At 70.4% G+C, this 15,596-nt stretch carries 18 protein-coding genes and 1 pseudogene; 7 read left to right on the forward strand and 12 right to left on the reverse strand.

Annotated features, from left to right (window positions below; all coding sequences use genetic code 11):
• Window positions 1-39 precede the first annotated feature (39 nt).
• Window positions 40-1,008 carry a hypothetical protein gene (locus QQK29_RS01310; protein ID WP_284297144.1) on the reverse strand — a complete coding sequence of 323 codons (969 nt, stop codon included), beginning with the start codon at window positions 1,006-1,008 and terminating at the stop codon, window positions 40-42.
• Window positions 1,009-1,319: 311 nt separating this feature from the next.
• Here QQK29_RS01310 and QQK29_RS01315 point away from each other — a divergent pair, with 311 nt between their 5' ends.
• Complete coding sequence (locus tag QQK29_RS01315; protein WP_284297145.1) at window positions 1,320-1,739, forward strand: GNAT family N-acetyltransferase; 420 nt, start codon at window positions 1,320-1,322, stop codon at window positions 1,737-1,739.
• A gap of 16 nt (window positions 1,740-1,755) precedes the next feature.
• On the opposite strand, the gene QQK29_RS01320 is transcribed toward QQK29_RS01315, so the two are convergent.
• From QQK29_RS01320 to QQK29_RS01340, 5 genes are all read right to left on the reverse strand, one after another.
• Window positions 1,756-2,706: an alpha/beta fold hydrolase gene (locus tag QQK29_RS01320; protein ID WP_284297147.1), complete on the reverse strand. Its 951-nt coding sequence runs from the start codon at window positions 2,704-2,706 to the stop codon at window positions 1,756-1,758.
• Between the two features lie 52 nt (window positions 2,707-2,758).
• The gene (locus tag QQK29_RS01325) at window positions 2,759-3,115 is read right to left on the reverse strand and encodes an alpha/beta fold hydrolase (RefSeq protein ID WP_284297149.1); all 357 of its coding nucleotides are present in this window, start codon (window positions 3,113-3,115) and stop codon (window positions 2,759-2,761) included.
• On the reverse strand, window positions 3,112-3,495 hold the full coding sequence (locus QQK29_RS01330; RefSeq protein ID WP_284297151.1) for an alpha/beta fold hydrolase: 384 nt from the start codon (window positions 3,493-3,495) through the stop codon (window positions 3,112-3,114). Before QQK29_RS01330 ends, QQK29_RS01325 begins: the two co-directional genes overlap by 4 nt.
• A 37-nt stretch (window positions 3,496-3,532) precedes the next feature.
• Complete coding sequence (locus QQK29_RS01335; RefSeq protein ID WP_284297153.1) at window positions 3,533-4,384, reverse strand: alpha/beta hydrolase; 852 nt, start codon at window positions 4,382-4,384, stop codon at window positions 3,533-3,535.
• Window positions 4,385-4,571: 187 nt separating this feature from the next.
• A complete protein-coding gene (locus tag QQK29_RS01340; RefSeq protein ID WP_284297155.1) occupies window positions 4,572-5,522 on the reverse strand; it encodes an RNA polymerase sigma-70 factor in 951 nt (316 codons plus the stop codon).
• A gap of 92 nt (window positions 5,523-5,614) precedes the next feature.
• On the opposite strand from QQK29_RS01340, the gene QQK29_RS01345 reads away from it, so the two are divergent.
• From QQK29_RS01345 to QQK29_RS01365, 5 genes and pseudogenes are all read left to right on the forward strand, one after another.
• A complete protein-coding gene (locus QQK29_RS01345) occupies window positions 5,615-6,166 on the forward strand; it encodes a MarR family winged helix-turn-helix transcriptional regulator (RefSeq protein ID WP_284297156.1) in 552 nt (183 codons plus the stop codon).
• Window positions 6,163-7,044: an RNA polymerase sigma-70 factor gene (locus QQK29_RS01350; RefSeq protein WP_284297158.1), complete on the forward strand. Its 882-nt coding sequence runs from the start codon at window positions 6,163-6,165 to the stop codon at window positions 7,042-7,044. Before QQK29_RS01345 ends, QQK29_RS01350 begins: the two co-directional genes overlap by 4 nt.
• 43 nt (window positions 7,045-7,087) lie before the next feature.
• On the forward strand, window positions 7,088-7,396 hold the full coding sequence (locus QQK29_RS01355; RefSeq protein ID WP_284297160.1) for a sigma-70 family RNA polymerase sigma factor family protein: 309 nt from the start codon (window positions 7,088-7,090) through the stop codon (window positions 7,394-7,396).
• 86 nt (window positions 7,397-7,482) lie between these two features.
• A pseudogene (locus tag QQK29_RS01360) lies at window positions 7,483-7,542 on the forward strand (hypothetical protein); the annotation flags it as partial.
• A gap of 140 nt (window positions 7,543-7,682) precedes the next feature.
• The gene (locus tag QQK29_RS01365; RefSeq protein WP_284302041.1) at window positions 7,683-8,240 is read left to right on the forward strand and encodes an SDR family oxidoreductase; all 558 of its coding nucleotides are present in this window, start codon (window positions 7,683-7,685) and stop codon (window positions 8,238-8,240) included.
• 9 nt (window positions 8,241-8,249) lie between these two features.
• On the opposite strand, the gene QQK29_RS01370 is transcribed toward QQK29_RS01365, so the two are convergent.
• Genes QQK29_RS01370 through QQK29_RS01385 form a run of 4 tightly spaced genes read right to left on the reverse strand, consistent with a single transcriptional unit; the run spans window position 8,250 to window position 10,334 of the window.
• Entirely contained in the window at window positions 8,250-8,522 is a 273-nt protein-coding gene (locus tag QQK29_RS01370) for a DUF6510 family protein (RefSeq protein WP_284297162.1), read from the reverse strand.
• A 2-nt stretch (window positions 8,523-8,524) separates the two neighbouring features.
• Entirely contained in the window at window positions 8,525-9,220 is a 696-nt protein-coding gene (locus tag QQK29_RS01375; RefSeq protein WP_348533769.1) for an FAD-binding oxidoreductase, read from the reverse strand.
• Window positions 9,221-9,252: 32 nt separating this feature from the next.
• A complete protein-coding gene (locus QQK29_RS01380) occupies window positions 9,253-9,843 on the reverse strand; it encodes a molybdopterin-dependent oxidoreductase (protein ID WP_284297166.1) in 591 nt (196 codons plus the stop codon).
• Between the two features lie 23 nt (window positions 9,844-9,866).
• Window positions 9,867-10,334, reverse strand: coding sequence for a carboxymuconolactone decarboxylase family protein (locus QQK29_RS01385; RefSeq protein ID WP_284297168.1), 468 nt, complete (start codon window positions 10,332-10,334; stop codon window positions 9,867-9,869).
• A 130-nt stretch (window positions 10,335-10,464) separates the two neighbouring features.
• Between QQK29_RS01385 and QQK29_RS01390 the strand changes: the two genes are divergently transcribed.
• The gene (locus QQK29_RS01390) at window positions 10,465-12,852 is read left to right on the forward strand and encodes a phosphoketolase family protein (protein WP_284297170.1); all 2,388 of its coding nucleotides are present in this window, start codon (window positions 10,465-10,467) and stop codon (window positions 12,850-12,852) included.
• Between the two features lie 48 nt (window positions 12,853-12,900).
• On the opposite strand, the gene QQK29_RS01395 is transcribed toward QQK29_RS01390, so the two are convergent.
• Both QQK29_RS01395 and QQK29_RS01400 read right to left on the reverse strand, forming a co-directional pair.
• Window positions 12,901-14,139: an ROK family transcriptional regulator gene (locus tag QQK29_RS01395; protein ID WP_284297171.1), complete on the reverse strand. Its 1,239-nt coding sequence runs from the start codon at window positions 14,137-14,139 to the stop codon at window positions 12,901-12,903.
• Window positions 14,136-15,587 (reverse strand): glycoside hydrolase family 5 protein, encoded by a 1,452-nt coding sequence (locus tag QQK29_RS01400; RefSeq protein ID WP_284297173.1) that lies wholly within the window; start codon window positions 15,585-15,587, stop codon window positions 14,136-14,138. Before QQK29_RS01400 ends, QQK29_RS01395 begins: the two co-directional genes overlap by 4 nt.
• Window positions 15,588-15,596: the final 9 nt, after the last annotated feature.

Genomic DNA, 15,596 nt, shown 5'->3' on the forward strand with positions numbered 1-15,596 from the left:
CCCACCCCCGGACAGGGTGAGGGCCCAGCGGCGCGAAGCTCAGCCGATCGCGACGAAGATGTCGTTTCCGAAGATCGAGTTGAGTTTGAGCTGCGACCCGGCGACCGCGCTCGTGGGCACCTCGAAGACGAGGTTCACCTCGGCGGTGTCACCGGTGCCGAGCTCCGCCGCGTCGTAGATCGAGTTCGGGTACTCGGCGTAGCTCGTGTCGTAGAGCTCGGCGTCACTCCCGACGATCTGGGTGAAGATCAGGAACGGCGAGCCGCTGTCGGATCCCACGTAGGTGTAGGTAACCGGCACGACGAGGTACTGGTTGCCGGCCGCCGGCTCCGCGTTGTACTCGTCGGCGGCGAGCACGTCGGCCGTCGCGTCGAGCACCGGGGCGCCGACCACGACCTGCCACTCGTCGGTGCCCTCGAAGTCGGTGAAGGTGATCGTGTCGCCGGGCGACGCGGGGTTGTTGGCCGAACCGAGGGCGTTCGGGTCGCCGTCGTTCTGCGTCTGACCGCCGTCGGGGTCGGTGATCACCGGGTCGTCGGGACCGAAGTCCTCGATGCTCTGCTGGATGCTGGTGAACACCACGAGCATGAAGATGCTGATGATCGCGGTGAGCAGCAGGGCGATGCCCGACACGATCGTGCCGGCGATCGCGAGACCCTTGCCCTTGTTCTTGGCGAGCAGCCCCACGATTCCCAACACGAGGCCGACGAGGGCGATGAAGACGAACGCGAAGCCGACGAACGGGATCCATCCCGCGGTCACGCCCAAGAGGAACGCGAGCCCACCCGCGATGAGCGAGATGAGCCCCATCACGTTGAGACGCGAGGGCGCGGCCGGAGCCCCGGTGTAGACGGGGGCCGCGGGAGCGGCACCGTACGGGTTCGGCTGCTGCTGCGGGGCCGCGTACGGATTCTGTTGCGCCTGCGGCTGGCCGGCCTGCGCGGCGTAGGGGTTCTGAGCGGGCTGCGCGTAGGGGTTCGCCGGGGCCGCGGGAGCGGCATCGGTCACGGGCGGGGCCGGAGGCACCGGGGGCGCGGGCGGTGCCGGGGGCGCGGGCGGTGCCGAGGGTGCCGGCGGCACCGGCGGAACGGGCGGCACCTCGGTGCCGGAAGCGGGCGGGATCGGGGGATCTGGTCGCCGGTGGCGCCAGGCTGCTGCGGATCGGACATGAGCACGAGTCTGCCGTGTCGAGGGCGCCGCGACCAATCGAAGTGCCGGGGAGGGCTCCCCATGTGCCGATCGGCGTCACAACCCGCCCCGCCGCACTGTCTTCATCGGTATGAAGTTCGTCCTCACCCGCTTCAGCGAAGGGATCCACGATGTCACGTGACGGTTTCGAGTACCCCGATGCGGCCGGCTATCCCGACGGCATGGGCTTTCTCGATGAGGGAACGGCAGAGGAGCTCGCCGAGGGTGCCGGCTCCGCCGAGTACGTGACCCCGAGCGCCGACGCGGCCGACGATCTGCGCATCGTCGACGACGCCGCTGTGGGCCGGTATCGAGCGCTCATCGGCGACCGCGAGGTGGGTGTCATCCGCTACTCGCAATCGGGCACGCACACCGTGCTGCACTCCACCTACGTCGACCCCGAGCTGCGTGGCTTCGGCATCGCCACCGCGTTCATCGTGCACGTGCTCGACGAACGCCGCGACCGTGGCGAGGCGCTTGTCGTGGAGTGCCCCGTCATCCGCCGCTTCCTCACGAGCCACAGCGACTACGCCGACATCGTCGTGCGTTGACGCGGCGCCTCGCGGGTCAACTCACCGCGAGACGCCGCGCTCCCTCGATCTCGGCGAGCCGCGCCACCTCGAGCACGGCCTGCGCGAAGGCGAACGGCGCCTCCTGTGGCAGGTTGTGCCCGGCGTGCGGAATCTGGTGATGCACCCGCGGCCCCGCGAAGCGCGAGGCGGATGCCGAGCCGTCGCCGGCCGGGAAGTTGCCGTCCGCCATGCCGTCGAGCGTCACGGCGGGCACGCGGATCGGCGGCAGGGCCGCGAGCGCCGACTGCTCGGCCACGTACTCGTCGGCCCCGGGCGCGTAGCCGAGACGATGCCGGTAGGAGTGGATGACCACGTCGACGTAGTCGGGATTGCGGAAGGCCTCGGCCGCCCGATCGAGCATCGCCTCGTCGAAACGCCAATCGGGCGAGTTGCGCCGCCAGATGACCTCGGCGATCTCGCGGCGGTGGCGGTCGAGACCCGCGAAGCCGCGATCGGTGAGGAAGTAGAAGAAGTACCAGAAGCCGGCCTCGAGCTCGGCGTCCAGCGGCATCATCGCGGAGGCCAGATCCTGGATGAGGTAGCCGTTCACCGAGACGAGACCCTCGACCCGTTGCGGCCACAGGGCCGCGGCGACGCACGCGGCACGCCCGCCCCAGTCGTAGCCGGCGAGGATCGCGCGCGGCACGTCGAGCGCGTCGAGCAGCTCGACCACGTCGCGTCCGAGGGCGGCCTGCTCGCCCGAGCGCGGCGTCGTGCGCGAGAGGAAGCGGGTCGGCCCGTGCCCGCGCAGGTACGGCACGAGCACGCGGTAGCCGCGCCCGGCGAGGATCGGCGCCACGTCGATGTAGCTGTGGATGTCGTAGGGGTAGCCGTGCAAGAGCACCACGGCGGGGCCGTCGGCTGGTCCGAGTTCGGCGTAGGCGATCTCGAGCACGGGCGTCGTGACCGTGTGCAGCGGTTCGAACCGCGTCTGCGCGTCTTTCATGGGCGGGTCCCGTCGAACGGGTGGCGCCGCGCGCGACGCCACCCGGATCGGATCAGGCGACGGCGGCGCCGCGGTCGGCCGCACGCACGGTCGCGACGGCCTCGAGGATGACCTCGGCGACCTCGACCGGCTGCGAGACGCTGATGGCGTGCGACGCACCCGGCAGCTCGCGCACCACGCGGGCGCCGGCGCGCGCGGTCTGGAAGCGCTGCAGCTCGGCGGGGATGTTGAGATCTTCATCCCCGTAGACGAACCACGTCGGCCGCGCACGCCAGGCGGGCGTCTCGGTGGGCAGCGGCTCGGTGAGCGCCGCCTCGGTGACGGGGCGCTGGGTCGCGCCCATGAGGCCCGCGACCTGCACAGGGACGTCCGCCGCGAACTGGTGGTGGAACGCGTCGCGACGGATCACGAACTCGTTGCCCCCGTCGACACGGGGTGCGCGTCGAGCGCCTCACCGAGGCTGCTGCCGGGGAACTTCGTCGAGAGCTCGAAGGCGTTCTCGCCGTGATCGGGCGCGAACGCGCCCACGTAGACGAGCGCCTCCACCGACGGGTGCGATCCCGCCTCGGTGATGACGAAGCCGCCGTAGGAGTGCCCCACGAGCACGATGGGCCCGGGGATGCTGTCGAGCACGTCGCGCAGGTAGGCCGCGTCGATCGTCACGCTGCGCAGCGGGTTGGCGACGGCGACCGAGGTCACCTCGTTCTGATAGAGGTGCCGGATGACGTCGTTCCAGCTCGCGGACTCGGCGAAGGCGCCGTGCACGAGCACGACCGTGGGTGTAGCCATGGTTCTCTTCTTTCTGTTGGGGTGGATGGATGGACGATCAGTCGGTGCCGAGAGCGTGGCGCAGCACGGTGACGGCCTGCGCGATCGCGGCCGAGGTCGCGGCTGTCGCGCGCAAGGGGTTCAGCATCATGAAGTCGTGAACCGTGCCGTTGTAGCGCACGCTCACGGTGCGCACGCCCGCCTCGGTGAGCTTGCGCGCGTACGCCTCGCCCTCGTCGCGCAGCACGTCGTTCTCATCGACGATGAGGAACGCCGGCGGGAGTCCCGCGAGCTCCTCGAGGCTCGCGCGCAGCGGTGACGCGGTGATCTCGGAACGCTTCTCGGCATCCGGCAGGTAGGCGTCCCAGAACCAGGCCATGCCCGCGGCGGCGAGGTACCAGCCCTCGGCGTACTCGCGATAGCTCGCGGTGTCCTGGGCGGCATCCGTGACCGGGTAGTACATCGACTGGTGCACGAAGCGCACCGTGCCGCGCTGCTTGGCCATGAGGGTGACGGCAGCCGTCATGTTGCCGCCGACCGAGTCACCGGCCACGGCGAGACGGCTCGCGTCGAGCCCGTGCTCGGCACCGGATGCCGTGATCCACTCCGCGACGGCGTACGCCTGCTCGATCGCCACGGGGTAGCGCGCCTCGGGTGAGCGGTCGTATTCGACGAACACGAGGGCGGCACGCGCCCCGACGGCGAGCTCGCGCACGAGGCGATCGTGGGTGCCGGCGTTGCCGAGCACCCACCCGCCGCCGTGGATGTAGAGCACCGCGGGCAGCGGCCCCTCGGCACCCTTCGGCGTGACGATGCGCACCCGCACCTCGCCGACCGACGCGGGCACGGTGACCCAGCGCTCGTCGACCTCGGCCAGCTCGGTGGGGGCGGCCTGCAGCTCGTCGAGCACCTTGCGGGCAGCCGCCGGGTCGAGCTGGTAGATGAAGGGGGACGCGAGGTCGCGTCGACGAGCTCCGCCGCGGCGGGTTCGAGAGCGTGCGCGCTCATGGCTGGTGCCTTTCGTTCGAGAGAAGATCCCTCGGACGAGGGGCCTCACGAGGAAAGACAAGACCCCGCCTGCGGCTGTGACGCGCTGATCAGGCGAAGTGGATGCGCCCCAGCTTCTCGGGGTTGAGCAGCCAGAACAGCCGCGCGATCCCGTCGCCGGACGGGCACAGCGAGAGCACGGTGACCGCCTCGCCGTCGGCGACGATCGCGATGGCGGGCTCGCCGTTGATCTCGACCTCGCGCACCTCGATGCCGTCCCAGAACCAGCGCGAGAAGGCGGCGACGAACTTCACGACGCGTTCCGTGCCGACGATCGGGATGCGAGCCGCATGCACGGCGTCGCCGCCGTCGGAGTAGCTGATGACGTCGGCCGCGAGCAGGCTCTCCAGCTGCTGCACGTCGCCCGAGCGCGCGGCGGCGACGAAAGCGCGCAGCAGGCGCCGGTGCTGGGTGGTCGAGACGGTTCGGCGCCGCCCCGAGGCGATGTGCTCGCGTGCGCGGCTCACGAGCTTGCGCACGGCCATCTCGCTCATCTCGAGGATCTCCGAGACGGTCGCGTACTCGTATCCGAACGCCTCGCGCAGCACGAAGGCGGCTCGCTCGGTGGGCGAGAGCGCTTCCAGGAGCACGAGCAGCGCGAAGGAGAGCGACTCATTGAACTCGGCCTCGACCTCGGGGTTGGCCTCGGTGTCGATCGGCTCGGGCAGCCACGGGCCCGTGTAGGTCTCGCGCCGCACACGCGCCGAGTGCAGCACGTTGATGGCCACCCGGGTGGTGGTCGTCACGAGGAACGCCTCGGGGTGCTCGACCTGCGAGCGGTCGTAGGCGTGCCACTTGAGCCAGACGTCCTGCACGACGTCTTCGGCATCCGCGACCGTGCCGATCACGCGGTAGGCGATGCCGAACAGTCGCGGCCGGAGCGCGTGGAACTCGCGGGCCGCGGTGTCGAGGTCGGCGTGGGATTCGGGGGTGGGCGGCGCGGGTGCTGTCTCAGCCTGGTGCTCGCGCCGGATTGCGAGGTTCTCGGTATGTGAGCGCATGGGGGAGTCTCCTCGTCGTTTGGGCGAAACAGTACTCTCCTTCGAACGCGTGTCAATAGCTTTCTTTTATTTAGAGTGCTAGGTTTTTACGCATGGACGAACCCGACGGCGCGATCCCCCTCAGCGAGATGGTGTGCTGGAACCTGTATCAGGCATCCCGCGCGGTCATCGCCGAGTACCGGCGGCTGCTCGAGCCGATCGGGTTGTCGTACCCGCAGTACATCGCCCTCGCGTGCCTCTGGGAGTACGGCGACCACACGGTCGGCGGTCTCGCTGACCGGCTCCAGCTCGAGTACGGCACGGTCACTCCCCTGCTCAAGCGCCTCGAGCAGCGTGGCCTCGTGACCCGCACGCGCAGCGCGCACGACGAACGCACCGTCATCATCTCGCTCACCCCCGAGGGCGCGGCGCTCAGCCGCCACGTGCCCGAGATCTACGGCGAGATCCGCTCGATCTTCGGCTTCACCCCCGACCACTCGGCCGTGGCGCTCGAGGTGCTGCGCGGGATCGCGGCGAGGGCCACCCCGACCCGGAGGAATGAGGCCACCGGACTTTTTTCGTCAGATCGGTCACAACCACGCGCGTCGTCCTGTCTCTCTACTGGGACCGGTGTGCCCCGAGCACCGGCGAAGGGGATGTCGTGACCGACGCCGAGTTGGCCGATGCACTGGCCGTCTACCAGTCGGCGCGTCCGCGACTGTTCGGCGTGGCCTACCGGATGCTCGGCAGCGTCGCCGAGGCGGAGGACGTGCTGCAGGAGGTCTGGATGCGGTGGCAGCGCATCGATCGCGCACCCGTCGTCGACCCTCTCGCCTTCCTCGTCGCGATGACGACCCGGCTCGCGATCAACGAGCTGCAGTCGGCGCGCGTGCGGCGCGAATCGTATGTAGGACCGTGGCTGCCCGAACCCGTCGACACGAGCGCCGACCCGACCCTGGGGGCCGAGCGCGCCGAGGCGCTGAGCTTCGCCGTGCTGCTCATGCTCGAGCGCCTGACCCCCACCGAACGCGCCGCCTATGTGCTGCGCGAGGCGTTCGGCTACGACTACGCCGAGATCTCCTCCGTCGTGCAGGTGTCGGAGGTGGCCGCACGGCAGCTCGTGAGCCGCGCCCGCAAGCACCTCGCCGAGGAGCGTCACCGCGAGGTGAGCACGGGCGAGCAGCGGCGCCTGCTCGACGCCTTCGTGACCGCCGCGTCGACGGGCGACCTGCGCCAGCTCGAGCAGCTGCTGACCGAGGACGTCGTGTCGTACTCCGACGGCGGCGGGGTGGTGCGCGCCTCGCGCATCCCGGTTGTGGGCCGCGAGACGGTCGCCAAGTTCGTACGCGCGTTCCAACCGCGGTTCTGGGAGGGCGTCGAGGTGACGGTCGCCGAGGTCAACGGCCGTCCCGCGGCGGTGCTGCGCCGCGACGGCGAGGTCGTCGCGGTGCTCGCCCTCGTGACCTCGCAGGCCGGCATCCGGAACCTGCTGTGGATGATGAATCCGCACAAGCTCGGGGCCGTGGCGTCCCGTGTCGCGTGAGCTCGAGATCGCTCGAGCGCTCGCCGCCCTCGAACGATCGGATGTGAGGGGCGTCGCCGCGGCGCTCAGCGCCCGGGCGCACCTCGTGCACGACGCCGGCGACACGACGGGAGGCGAGACGCACGGGCGGGCAGCTGTCGCGCGCGCGCTCGTCGGCATCCGGATGCGGTTCCCGGGGGCCCAGGTGCGGCCCGCGCGGGTGAACGGCGCGCCCGGCGGCATCATCAGCTCGGCCGGCGGACAGGTGGTCGCGGTGCTCGCGCTCGACGGTCGCCACCGCATACGCGAGGTGTGGCTGACGACCGCGGAGTCGAAGCTCGCGCGCTGGCAACCGCGGCCGCCCCAGCTGTGACGCGCGCCCGTGATCCGTCACATCCGTGGGCGCCGCGCTGTCCTCTCTGTAGCGGTCGCATCCGACCGCCCACGAAAGGGGAGATCATGAAAATCGTCGTCATCGGCGGAACCGGCCTCATCGGGTCGAACCTCGTCAGGCAGCTCACCGAGGCCGGCCACGACGCCGTCGCCGCGGCACCCAGCACGGGGGTGAACACGCTCACGGGCGAAGGCGTCGCCGATGCCCTCACCGGTGCGCAGGTCGTGGTCGACGTGTCGAACTCTCCTCGTTCGAGGAGAAGGCCGTGCTCGAGTTCTTCACGACCTCGACGCGAACGCTGCTCGATGTGGCGCGCACGGCGGGAGTCGGCCACTACGTGGCGCTCTCGATCGTCGGCACCGACCGGCTGCCCGACAGCGCCTACCTGCGCGCCAAGGTCGCGCAGGAGGAGCTCATCCGCGCGGGCGGGGTGCCCTACTCGATCGTGCACGCCACCCAGTTCTTCGAGTTCGTGCGCGGCATCGCCGACTCCTCGACGGTCGACGGCGTCGTGCGGCTGCCGCACGCCGGCATCCAGCCGATGGCGAGCAACGATGTCGTGGCAGCCGTGAAGCGGGTGGCGCTCGGCGCACCGACGAACGGGATCGTCGAGATCGGCGGCCCCGACCACTGGTACCTCGACGACCTCGTGCGTACGGGCCTCGCCTTCATGGGCGATGATCGCACCGTCGTCACGGATGACGAGGCCACCTACTTCGGAACGCAGCTGCACGGCGACGAGCTGGTTCCCGGCCCCGATGCGCAGCTCTCGACGCTCGGCTACGAGCAGTGGCTGCCGGACAACCCGCCGCCCGCGCGCTGAGGCGCCGCGCTACGCCGCATCCGGCTCGTCCGGCGTCAGTTCGAGGGAGCTGACGCCGGGCATCGAGAAGCGGATGCGCGCCCCCGGTCCGGGGCCCAGCACCAGCAGTGCGCGGTCGCAGGTCGGGCAGCGCGCCACCGAGCCCATTGCCGTGACGTAGACCATCGCGCGCGCGATGACCGCGCTCTCGTGGCATCCGGAACACGTCATGACCGCGAGCGTGACGTCACGGCCGAACACCTCGGCGAGCGGACCCGCGATCGCATTCCCGTCCAGTTTCACGCTCAGCCTCCTCCGAAGCGCTCGGTGCGGATCGCCCGCGGCTCGTGTCCGAGCTCGGTCAACCAGTCGGCGACCGTCTCGACGAACGGCGTGGGACCGCACACGTAGATGCGCGGGCGTCGATCGACCGGCCAGGTGGCCGCGGCGAGCGCGTCACGGGTGACCCGGCCAGGCGCGCTGTGCCAGCCCGCGGGCACGGCGCGCGTGTAGACGTAGCTCGCCTCGAGCCGCCCGCGCGCGGCGATCTGCTCGAGCTCGGATGCGAAGAAGCGGTCGTCGGGCGTGCGCACCGAGTACAGCAGCCGGAACGGGGTGGAGTCCTGTTCCCGGTCGTGCAGCTCCGCCATCGCGTAGAGCGGCACGACACCCGACCCGCCGGCGATGAGCTGCACCGGGCGCTCGTCGCCAGGCGTCCACACGAAGTAGGCACCGAGCGGACCGTGGATCTCGACCTGGTCGCCGGGTTGCAGCTCGTGCACGAGGAACGGCGACACCTCGCCGCCCGGCACCTCGTCGACCGCGAGCACGACGCGCCTCGAGTCGCCCGACGAGGCGATCGAGTAGGAACGGCTGGCCTGATAGCCGTCGGGTGCGGTGAGGCGAACGTCGAGGTGGGCGCCCGCGTCGTTGCCGGGCCAGGTGGGCACCTCGAACTCGATCCTGCGCGCCGACGCCGTCTCGCGCGAGACGGAGCGCACCGTCGCTGCATGCCACGCCGCCGGTCGGTGGGTCACCAGTAGCGCTCTTCCGCCCATGGGTCGCCGTGCAGGTTGTAGCCGTTCTGCTCCCAGAACCCGGGGTCGTCGCTCGGCATCATGACGAGCCCGCGCACCCACTTGGCGCTCTTCCAGAAGTACAGGTGCGGCACGAGCAGCCGGGCCGGTCCGCCGTGCTCGGGAGTCAACGGCTCGCCATCGGCCTCGAAGGCGATCCAGGCCTGGCCGTCGAGCAGCTCGTCGAGCGGCACATTGGTCGTGTAGCCGCCGTAGCTGTGCGCCATGACGTAGTCGTACGAGGTCTCGACGTTCTCGAAGATCTTGTCGAGCGGCACCCCGCGCCACGCCATCTCGAGCTTCGACCAGTGGGTGACGCAGTGGATGTCCACGGTGATGTCTTCCACGCCGAGGGCGTGCATCTCATCCCAGTTCCAGGTGTGGCGGCCGTTCTCGGTCGCCACCACGAACTCCCAGTCGGCCGGGTCGATGTCGGGGGTCGGACCCGCCGAGAGCACCGGCCAGTCCTCGACGAGGGTTTGGCCGGGAGGCAGCCGGGGGTCTCGATCGCGCCCGCGTCCGGAGAACCCGCGTGTGATGAACGACATGGGCTACCGCCTTTCGTTGGGGATCACGATAGACCCGTGACGGGCGTCGCGCCTTGGGCGAGTTTCCATCTCGTCCAGAGGTTCATGTTGATGACCACCGCCGCGATCTCGGCGATGCCCCGCTCGTCGAACAGCTCGGTCATGCGCTCGTGGGCTGCGGCGACACCCTGCTGGTCGAAGACGGTCAGCGCCTCGGTGTAGGCGAGAGCCGCCTGCTCCTGCTCGCTGAACATCGTGCTCTCGCGCCAGCTGGGGAGGTGGGCGATCTCGGCGGCGCTGACCCCGACATCCGCGGTGGCCCGGGTGTGCAGGATGAGGCAGTACGAGCAGGGGTTGAGCTGCGCCACCCGCAGGCGAAGCAGTTGTGCGAGGCGTCGGTCGATCGACAGCGTCGCGGTGTAGCCGACGGCGGCAGCCAACTGCGCGAAGATGTCACTCACACCGGCCAGCTCGGGGTCGAAACGGGTGGTGAGGTAGTGCACGTCGTCCATGGCTCGTCCTCGTTCCTCGAAGACATGTCTACCGTTAATAGGACGGGATCGTCCAGTTGCCTTCGGCAACACGAACGCGGATGTGACCTCCGGCCTAGCCTCCGCGGCCGCCTGAGCGGAGGATGGGCGCGTGACCACGGATGACACGACGATCGATCAGCTCGACGCCTGGTGGCGGGCGGCCAACTACCTGAGCATCGGGCAGATCTACCTGCTCGACAATCCGCTACTCCGCGAGCCGCTCGCGCCCGAGCACGTCAAGCCGCGTCTGCTCGGGCACTGGGGCACGACGCCGGGACTCAACTTCCTCTACGCCCACCTCAACCGCGGCATCCGGGAACGCGACCTCGACACGCTCTTCATCACCGGACCCGGTCACGGCGGGCCGGGCATGGTGGCGAACGCCTGGCTCGACGGCACCTACAGCGAGGTCTACTCCCGGATCGGACGAGACGCCGACGGCATCCGCGATCTGTTCCGGCAGTTCTCCTTTCCCGGCGGCATCCCGAGTCACGCCTCCCCCGACACCCCGGGGTCGATCCACGAGGGCGGTGAGCTCGGCTACTCGCTCAGCCACGCCTACGGCGCCGCGTTCGACAACCCCGAGCTGCTCGTCGCCTGCGTGATCGGCGACGGGGAGGCCGAGACCGGGCCGCTCGCGACCGCATGGCACGGCAACAAGTTCGCCAACCCCGCGCAGGACGGCGTGGTGCTGCCGATCCTGCACCTCAACGGCTACAAGATCGCCAACCCGACGGTGCTCGCCCGCATCCCCGACGAGGAGCTGCTGGAGCTCATGCGCGGCTATGGGCACGAGCCGTTCCTCGTCTCGGGCGGCTTCGACGGCGAGGACCCGCGGCTCGTGCATGCCCGGTTCGCCGACACGCTCGACGTCGTGCTCGACCGGATCGCCGCGATCAAGGAAGCCGCCCGGAACGGCACCCTGACCGAGCGTCCGCGCTGGCCGATGATCATCCTGCGCACCCCGAAGGGCTGGACCTGCCCCGAGGTCATCGACGGGCACCAGGTGGAGGGCAGCTGGCGCTCGCACCAGGTGCCGCTCGCGAACGCCCGCGACACCGCGGAGCACCTGCGCATCCTCGAGGACTGGATGCGCTCCTACCGCCCGGAGGAGCTGTTCGACGCCGAAGGGCGGCCCTTGCCGACGACCGTGGCCCTCGCCCCCGAGGGAGAGCGACGGATGAGCGCGAACCCCGTCGCGAACGGCGGGCTGCTGCGCACCGAGCTCGAGCTGCCCGACTTCCGCGACTACGCCGTGCCGGTCACCGAGCCGGGCGCGACCGCACTCGAGTCGACGGCCGTGCTCGGCCGGTGGCTCGCCGACGTGATCCGCGAGAACCCCGAGACGTTCCGCATCTTCGGGCCGGACGAGACCGCATCCAACCGGCTCGCGCCCGCCATGTACGAGGCCACCGACAAGCAGTGGAACGCCGAGCTGCGCCCGGGCGACGAGCACCTCGCCCGCGCGGGCCGCGTGATGGAAGTGCTCAGCGAACACCAGTGTCAGGGGTGGCTCGAGGGCTATCTGCTCACCGGGCGGCACGGCCTCTTCAACACCTACGAGGCGTTCGTGCACATCGTCGACTCGATGTTCAACCAGCACGCCAAATGGCTCGAGGCATCCCGGCACATCCCCTGGCGACGCCCGATCTCGAGTCTCAACTACCTGCTCTCGAGCCACGTCTGGCGGCAGGACCACAACGGCTTCAGCCACCAGGACCCCGGCTTCCTCGACGTCGTGGCCAACAAGAGCGCCGAAGTGGTGCGCGTCTACCTGCCGTTCGACGCGAACACGCTGCTCTCGACCTACGACCACTGCCTGCGCTCCGTCGACTACGTGAACGTCGTCGTCGCGGGCAAACAGCCGGCCCCGCAGTGGCTCGCCATGCCCGAGGCCGTCGAGCACTGCACGCGCGGGCTCGGCATCCTGCCCTGGGCGGGCACCGAGGTCGACGGACGGGAACCGGATGTCGTACTCGCGGCGGCCGGAGACGTCCCGACGCTCGAGGTGCTCGCGGCAGCCTCGATCCTGCGCGAGCGCATCCCCGAGCTCGCCGTGCGGGTCGTCAACGTCGTCGACCTCATGCGCCTGCAGACCGCGGGCGAGCATCCGCACGGCATGCCCGACGCGGACTTCGACGCGATCTTCACCACCGATCGGCCGATCATCTTCGCCTTCCACGGCTACCCGTGGCTCATCCATCGGCTCAGCTATCGGCGGCACGGTCACGACGGCCTGCACGTACGGGGCTTTGTCGAGCGGGGCACCACCACGACCCCGTTCGACATGGTCATGCTGAACGACCTCGATCGCTTCCACCTCGTGATGGACGTCATCGACCGGGTGCCGGGCCTCGCGGCAACCCATGGCGCCCTGCGCCAGGAACTCGCCGACGCCCGCACCCGCGCCCGCGCCGCCACCCGCGAGTCCGGCCAGGACGCCGAGTGGGTGCGGGAGTGGCAGTGGCCCGAGTCGGCCCTGCCGATGAAGCCCTGACATCGCTGCGCGCGGTGCGAGCCGTGGAGGGGATCGCCCAGAACTCGGCTAGTGGGTGGGAGTGCGGATCAGGGCCTCGATCGGCATGAGGGCCGAGCCCAAGGCGACGGTGTCACCGCCGAAGCTCGCGACCGCCAGCTCGAACTGCGTCGCGGCGCGGTGCAGGCTGTTGCGGTCGATTGCGTCGCGGATCCGGTCGGCGTAGCGCTCCATGAGCCGCAGCCCGACCCAGCCGCCCACCACCACACGCTCCGGGTTGGTCAGGTTGACCATGCTGCCGAGCGCAGCGCCGAGCGCCTCGAGCGCCTCCGCGAGCACGCCCGACGCCGAGGGATCCCCCTCGTCCGCGGCGTCCAGCAGCGCACCGAGCGCCTGCCAACCGCTGCCCGCGAAGACGCCGCCTGCTCGTCGCCAGGCGCCCAGCATCGCGTCGGCCCCGAGATACGCCTCGACGCATCCGCGATCGCCGCACCGACACCGCTCGCCGCCGAAGCGGATCTTGGTATGACCCCACTCGGTGGCGCTCGAGTGCGCGCCCCGGTAGAGCTCCCCCTCGGCCACGATGCCGAGGCCCACGCCGCGCCCGAGGAGCGCGACGAGGGCGTGACCGACACCGCTCGCGGCGCCGAACCACAGCTCGGCGCGCGCCTGCGTCTTCGCGCCGTTCTCGGCGAAAACTGCCAGCTCGGGGTCGAGGTCGCTCGGAATCGGAAGCGCCGGCCACCCGAGGCTCTGTGCATAGAGCGTCTGCTCCCCCGCAGCACCGGTCTCAACGACCCCGGGCAGGCCGAGGCCGATGCCGAGAACTCGCGGCCAGCGCTCGGGATTGCGCGTACGCAACGCGGTGATCGCCTCGCGTAGATCCGCGACGATGCCCGACGGCGTCTCCTGCTCCCGGCCGCCGCGGAACTCGCGATCCACCATGGAAAGGCTCAGGTTGAAGAGCTCGACGGCCACGCCGCGCTCGCCCACGTCGGCGCCGATCGCGTAAGCGCCGTCGGCGTGCGGGGCGATGAGCGAGATGGGCCGGCCACCGCGCGAGCTCACGGTTCCGGTCTCCACCACGAGACCGTCGGCGATGAGCTCGGCCACGAGGTTCGCCGCAGATGCCGCCGACAGTCCGCAACGTCGGGCGACCTCGGCGCGCGTCGTCTCGCGCTCGCGCAGGATGACCTGCAGGGCGGCGGCACGATTGCGCTGGCGCAGTGACGTGACGGTCGATGCCTCGGGAAGAGGCGCTCCCGGCACGGTGTCGCGCAGCGTCATGCTGAGACCGTAGCGGGTCATGGCATCACGTCGACACCGCGGACGCGAGCCGCAGCGCGTGCCTCGAGCACAAGCGCCGCGCCCTCCCAGCGCGCTTCCAGGGCGCCAGGATCGTCCGCGTCGACGGTCCAACTGCCGGGGGCCTGCGCAAGCGGGAACACGAGTCGCGAACCTGCTTCCATCCGGACGGCCACCGCGACCTCCTCCTCCGAGTACGGTGCGCCGCCCGTGTGGTGCCAGAGGCCCTCCGGCAGTGGTCGATCGGCGAGCGCCGCGATCGGCGTCTCCACGCCGTCGCGCACGCCCGCCCACGCGGGGATGCGGAAGCTCGGTCGCGCGAAGACCGCGTCGAGCACAGGCTGCCGCCGCTCACAGCGCTGCAACTCGACCGCGTCGAGGAACGCGTCGAGCACGCCCTGCGCCTCCGCCGCGCCGAGCATGGCCGAGGGATCCGCGATGAGCTGCCAGCCCTCAGGCACGACCGCCGAGTACGGCGAGGTGCGCGTGCCGAGCTTCTTCCACGGCCAGAGGTTCCAGCCGATGCCGTGGCGTTCGTACAACTGCGTCGCCGCGTAGAGCCAGCCCGGGGTGTTCTCACCGCCCTCGCCCATGTAGATCGGCGTCTCGAGGGAATCCCGCACCTCGAGATATTCGGCGATGCTCGTCGTGTCCGGCGGACACCAATAACGGTGGAACTGCAGCAGCTGGTTGTCATCGAAACGCTCGCGCAGCACCGACCAGTTGGTGGCCCAGTGACTGCCCTCGTAGACGATGAGGTGCCGGTCGTCGATCGCGCGGATGGCGTCAGTGAGATCGCGGTACAGCTGAACGAGCTCCGCGGGGTAGCGGTGCTGCCAGTCGTTCGGCAGCGGTTCGTTGAGCAGGTCGTAGCCGATCACGCTGTCGCGGTCGCGATAGCGACGCGCGAGTTCCTCCCAGAGGGCGATCGTCTGGGCGCGATAGGTCTCGTTCTCGAAGAGCTCGGGCCGCCCGTTCGGTGAGTCGTCGATGTTGGTGCCGGTCTGACCGCCCGGGGCGCCATGCACGTCGAGCAGGACGCGCAGTCCGTGCGCCTCACCCCACCCCACTGCGCGCTCGATGAGGGCGAAGCCGTCCTCCCGCCACGAGCCGTCGTCGGCGAGCACGCCCCGCGCGTTGATCGGCAGCCGCACGTGGTCGAAGCCGGCCTCGGCGATCGCTCGGATGTCGGCCTCGGTGATGAAGACGTCGCGGAACCGGCGCCAGAACACCGCTGCCGCATCCGCCCCCACGAGGCTCTCGATGCGGGCCTCGATCTGCCGCGGCGAGGATTGCTCGTCGCCGAATCGCCACATGTACCCCTCGGCGAGCAGCCAGTTGCCGAGGCCCACGCCGCGCAGCAGCAGCGGCCCCTGATCGTCGACGAGTTGGGCCCCCTCGGCTCGGACGAGGCCGGTGCGAACGGTGGGCGCGGTGCCGGTTCGGGACATGCGGGCGGG

Source organism: Homoserinibacter gongjuensis, assembly GCF_030161875.1.
GTDB lineage: Bacteria > Actinomycetota > Actinomycetes > Actinomycetales > Microbacteriaceae > Homoserinibacter > Homoserinibacter gongjuensis.

Bases quoted from the DNA above. Each gene is read 5' to 3' on its own strand.
- QQK29_RS01315 (WP_284297145.1), top strand. From the start codon at position 1,320: ATGTCACGTGACGGTTTCGAGTACCCCGATGCGGCCGGCTATCCCGAC.
- QQK29_RS01320 (WP_284297147.1), bottom strand. From the start codon at position 2,706: ATGAAAGACGCGCAGACGCGGTTCGAACCGCTGCACACGGTCACGACG.
- QQK29_RS01330 (WP_284297151.1), bottom strand. From the start codon at position 3,495: ATGGCTACACCCACGGTCGTGCTCGTGCACGGCGCCTTCGCCGAGTCC.
- QQK29_RS01340 (WP_284297155.1), bottom strand. From the start codon at position 5,522: ATGCGCTCACATACCGAGAACCTCGCAATCCGGCGCGAGCACCAGGCT.
- QQK29_RS01345 (WP_284297156.1), top strand. From the start codon at position 5,615: ATGGACGAACCCGACGGCGCGATCCCCCTCAGCGAGATGGTGTGCTGG.
- QQK29_RS01380 (WP_284297166.1), bottom strand. From the start codon at position 9,843: ATGTCGTTCATCACACGCGGGTTCTCCGGACGCGGGCGCGATCGAGAC.
- QQK29_RS01385 (WP_284297168.1), bottom strand. From the start codon at position 10,334: ATGGACGACGTGCACTACCTCACCACCCGTTTCGACCCCGAGCTGGCC.
- QQK29_RS01395 (WP_284297171.1), bottom strand. From the start codon at position 14,139: ATGACCCGCTACGGTCTCAGCATGACGCTGCGCGACACCGTGCCGGGA.
- QQK29_RS01400 (WP_284297173.1), bottom strand. From the start codon at position 15,587: ATGTCCCGAACCGGCACCGCGCCCACCGTTCGCACCGGCCTCGTCCGA.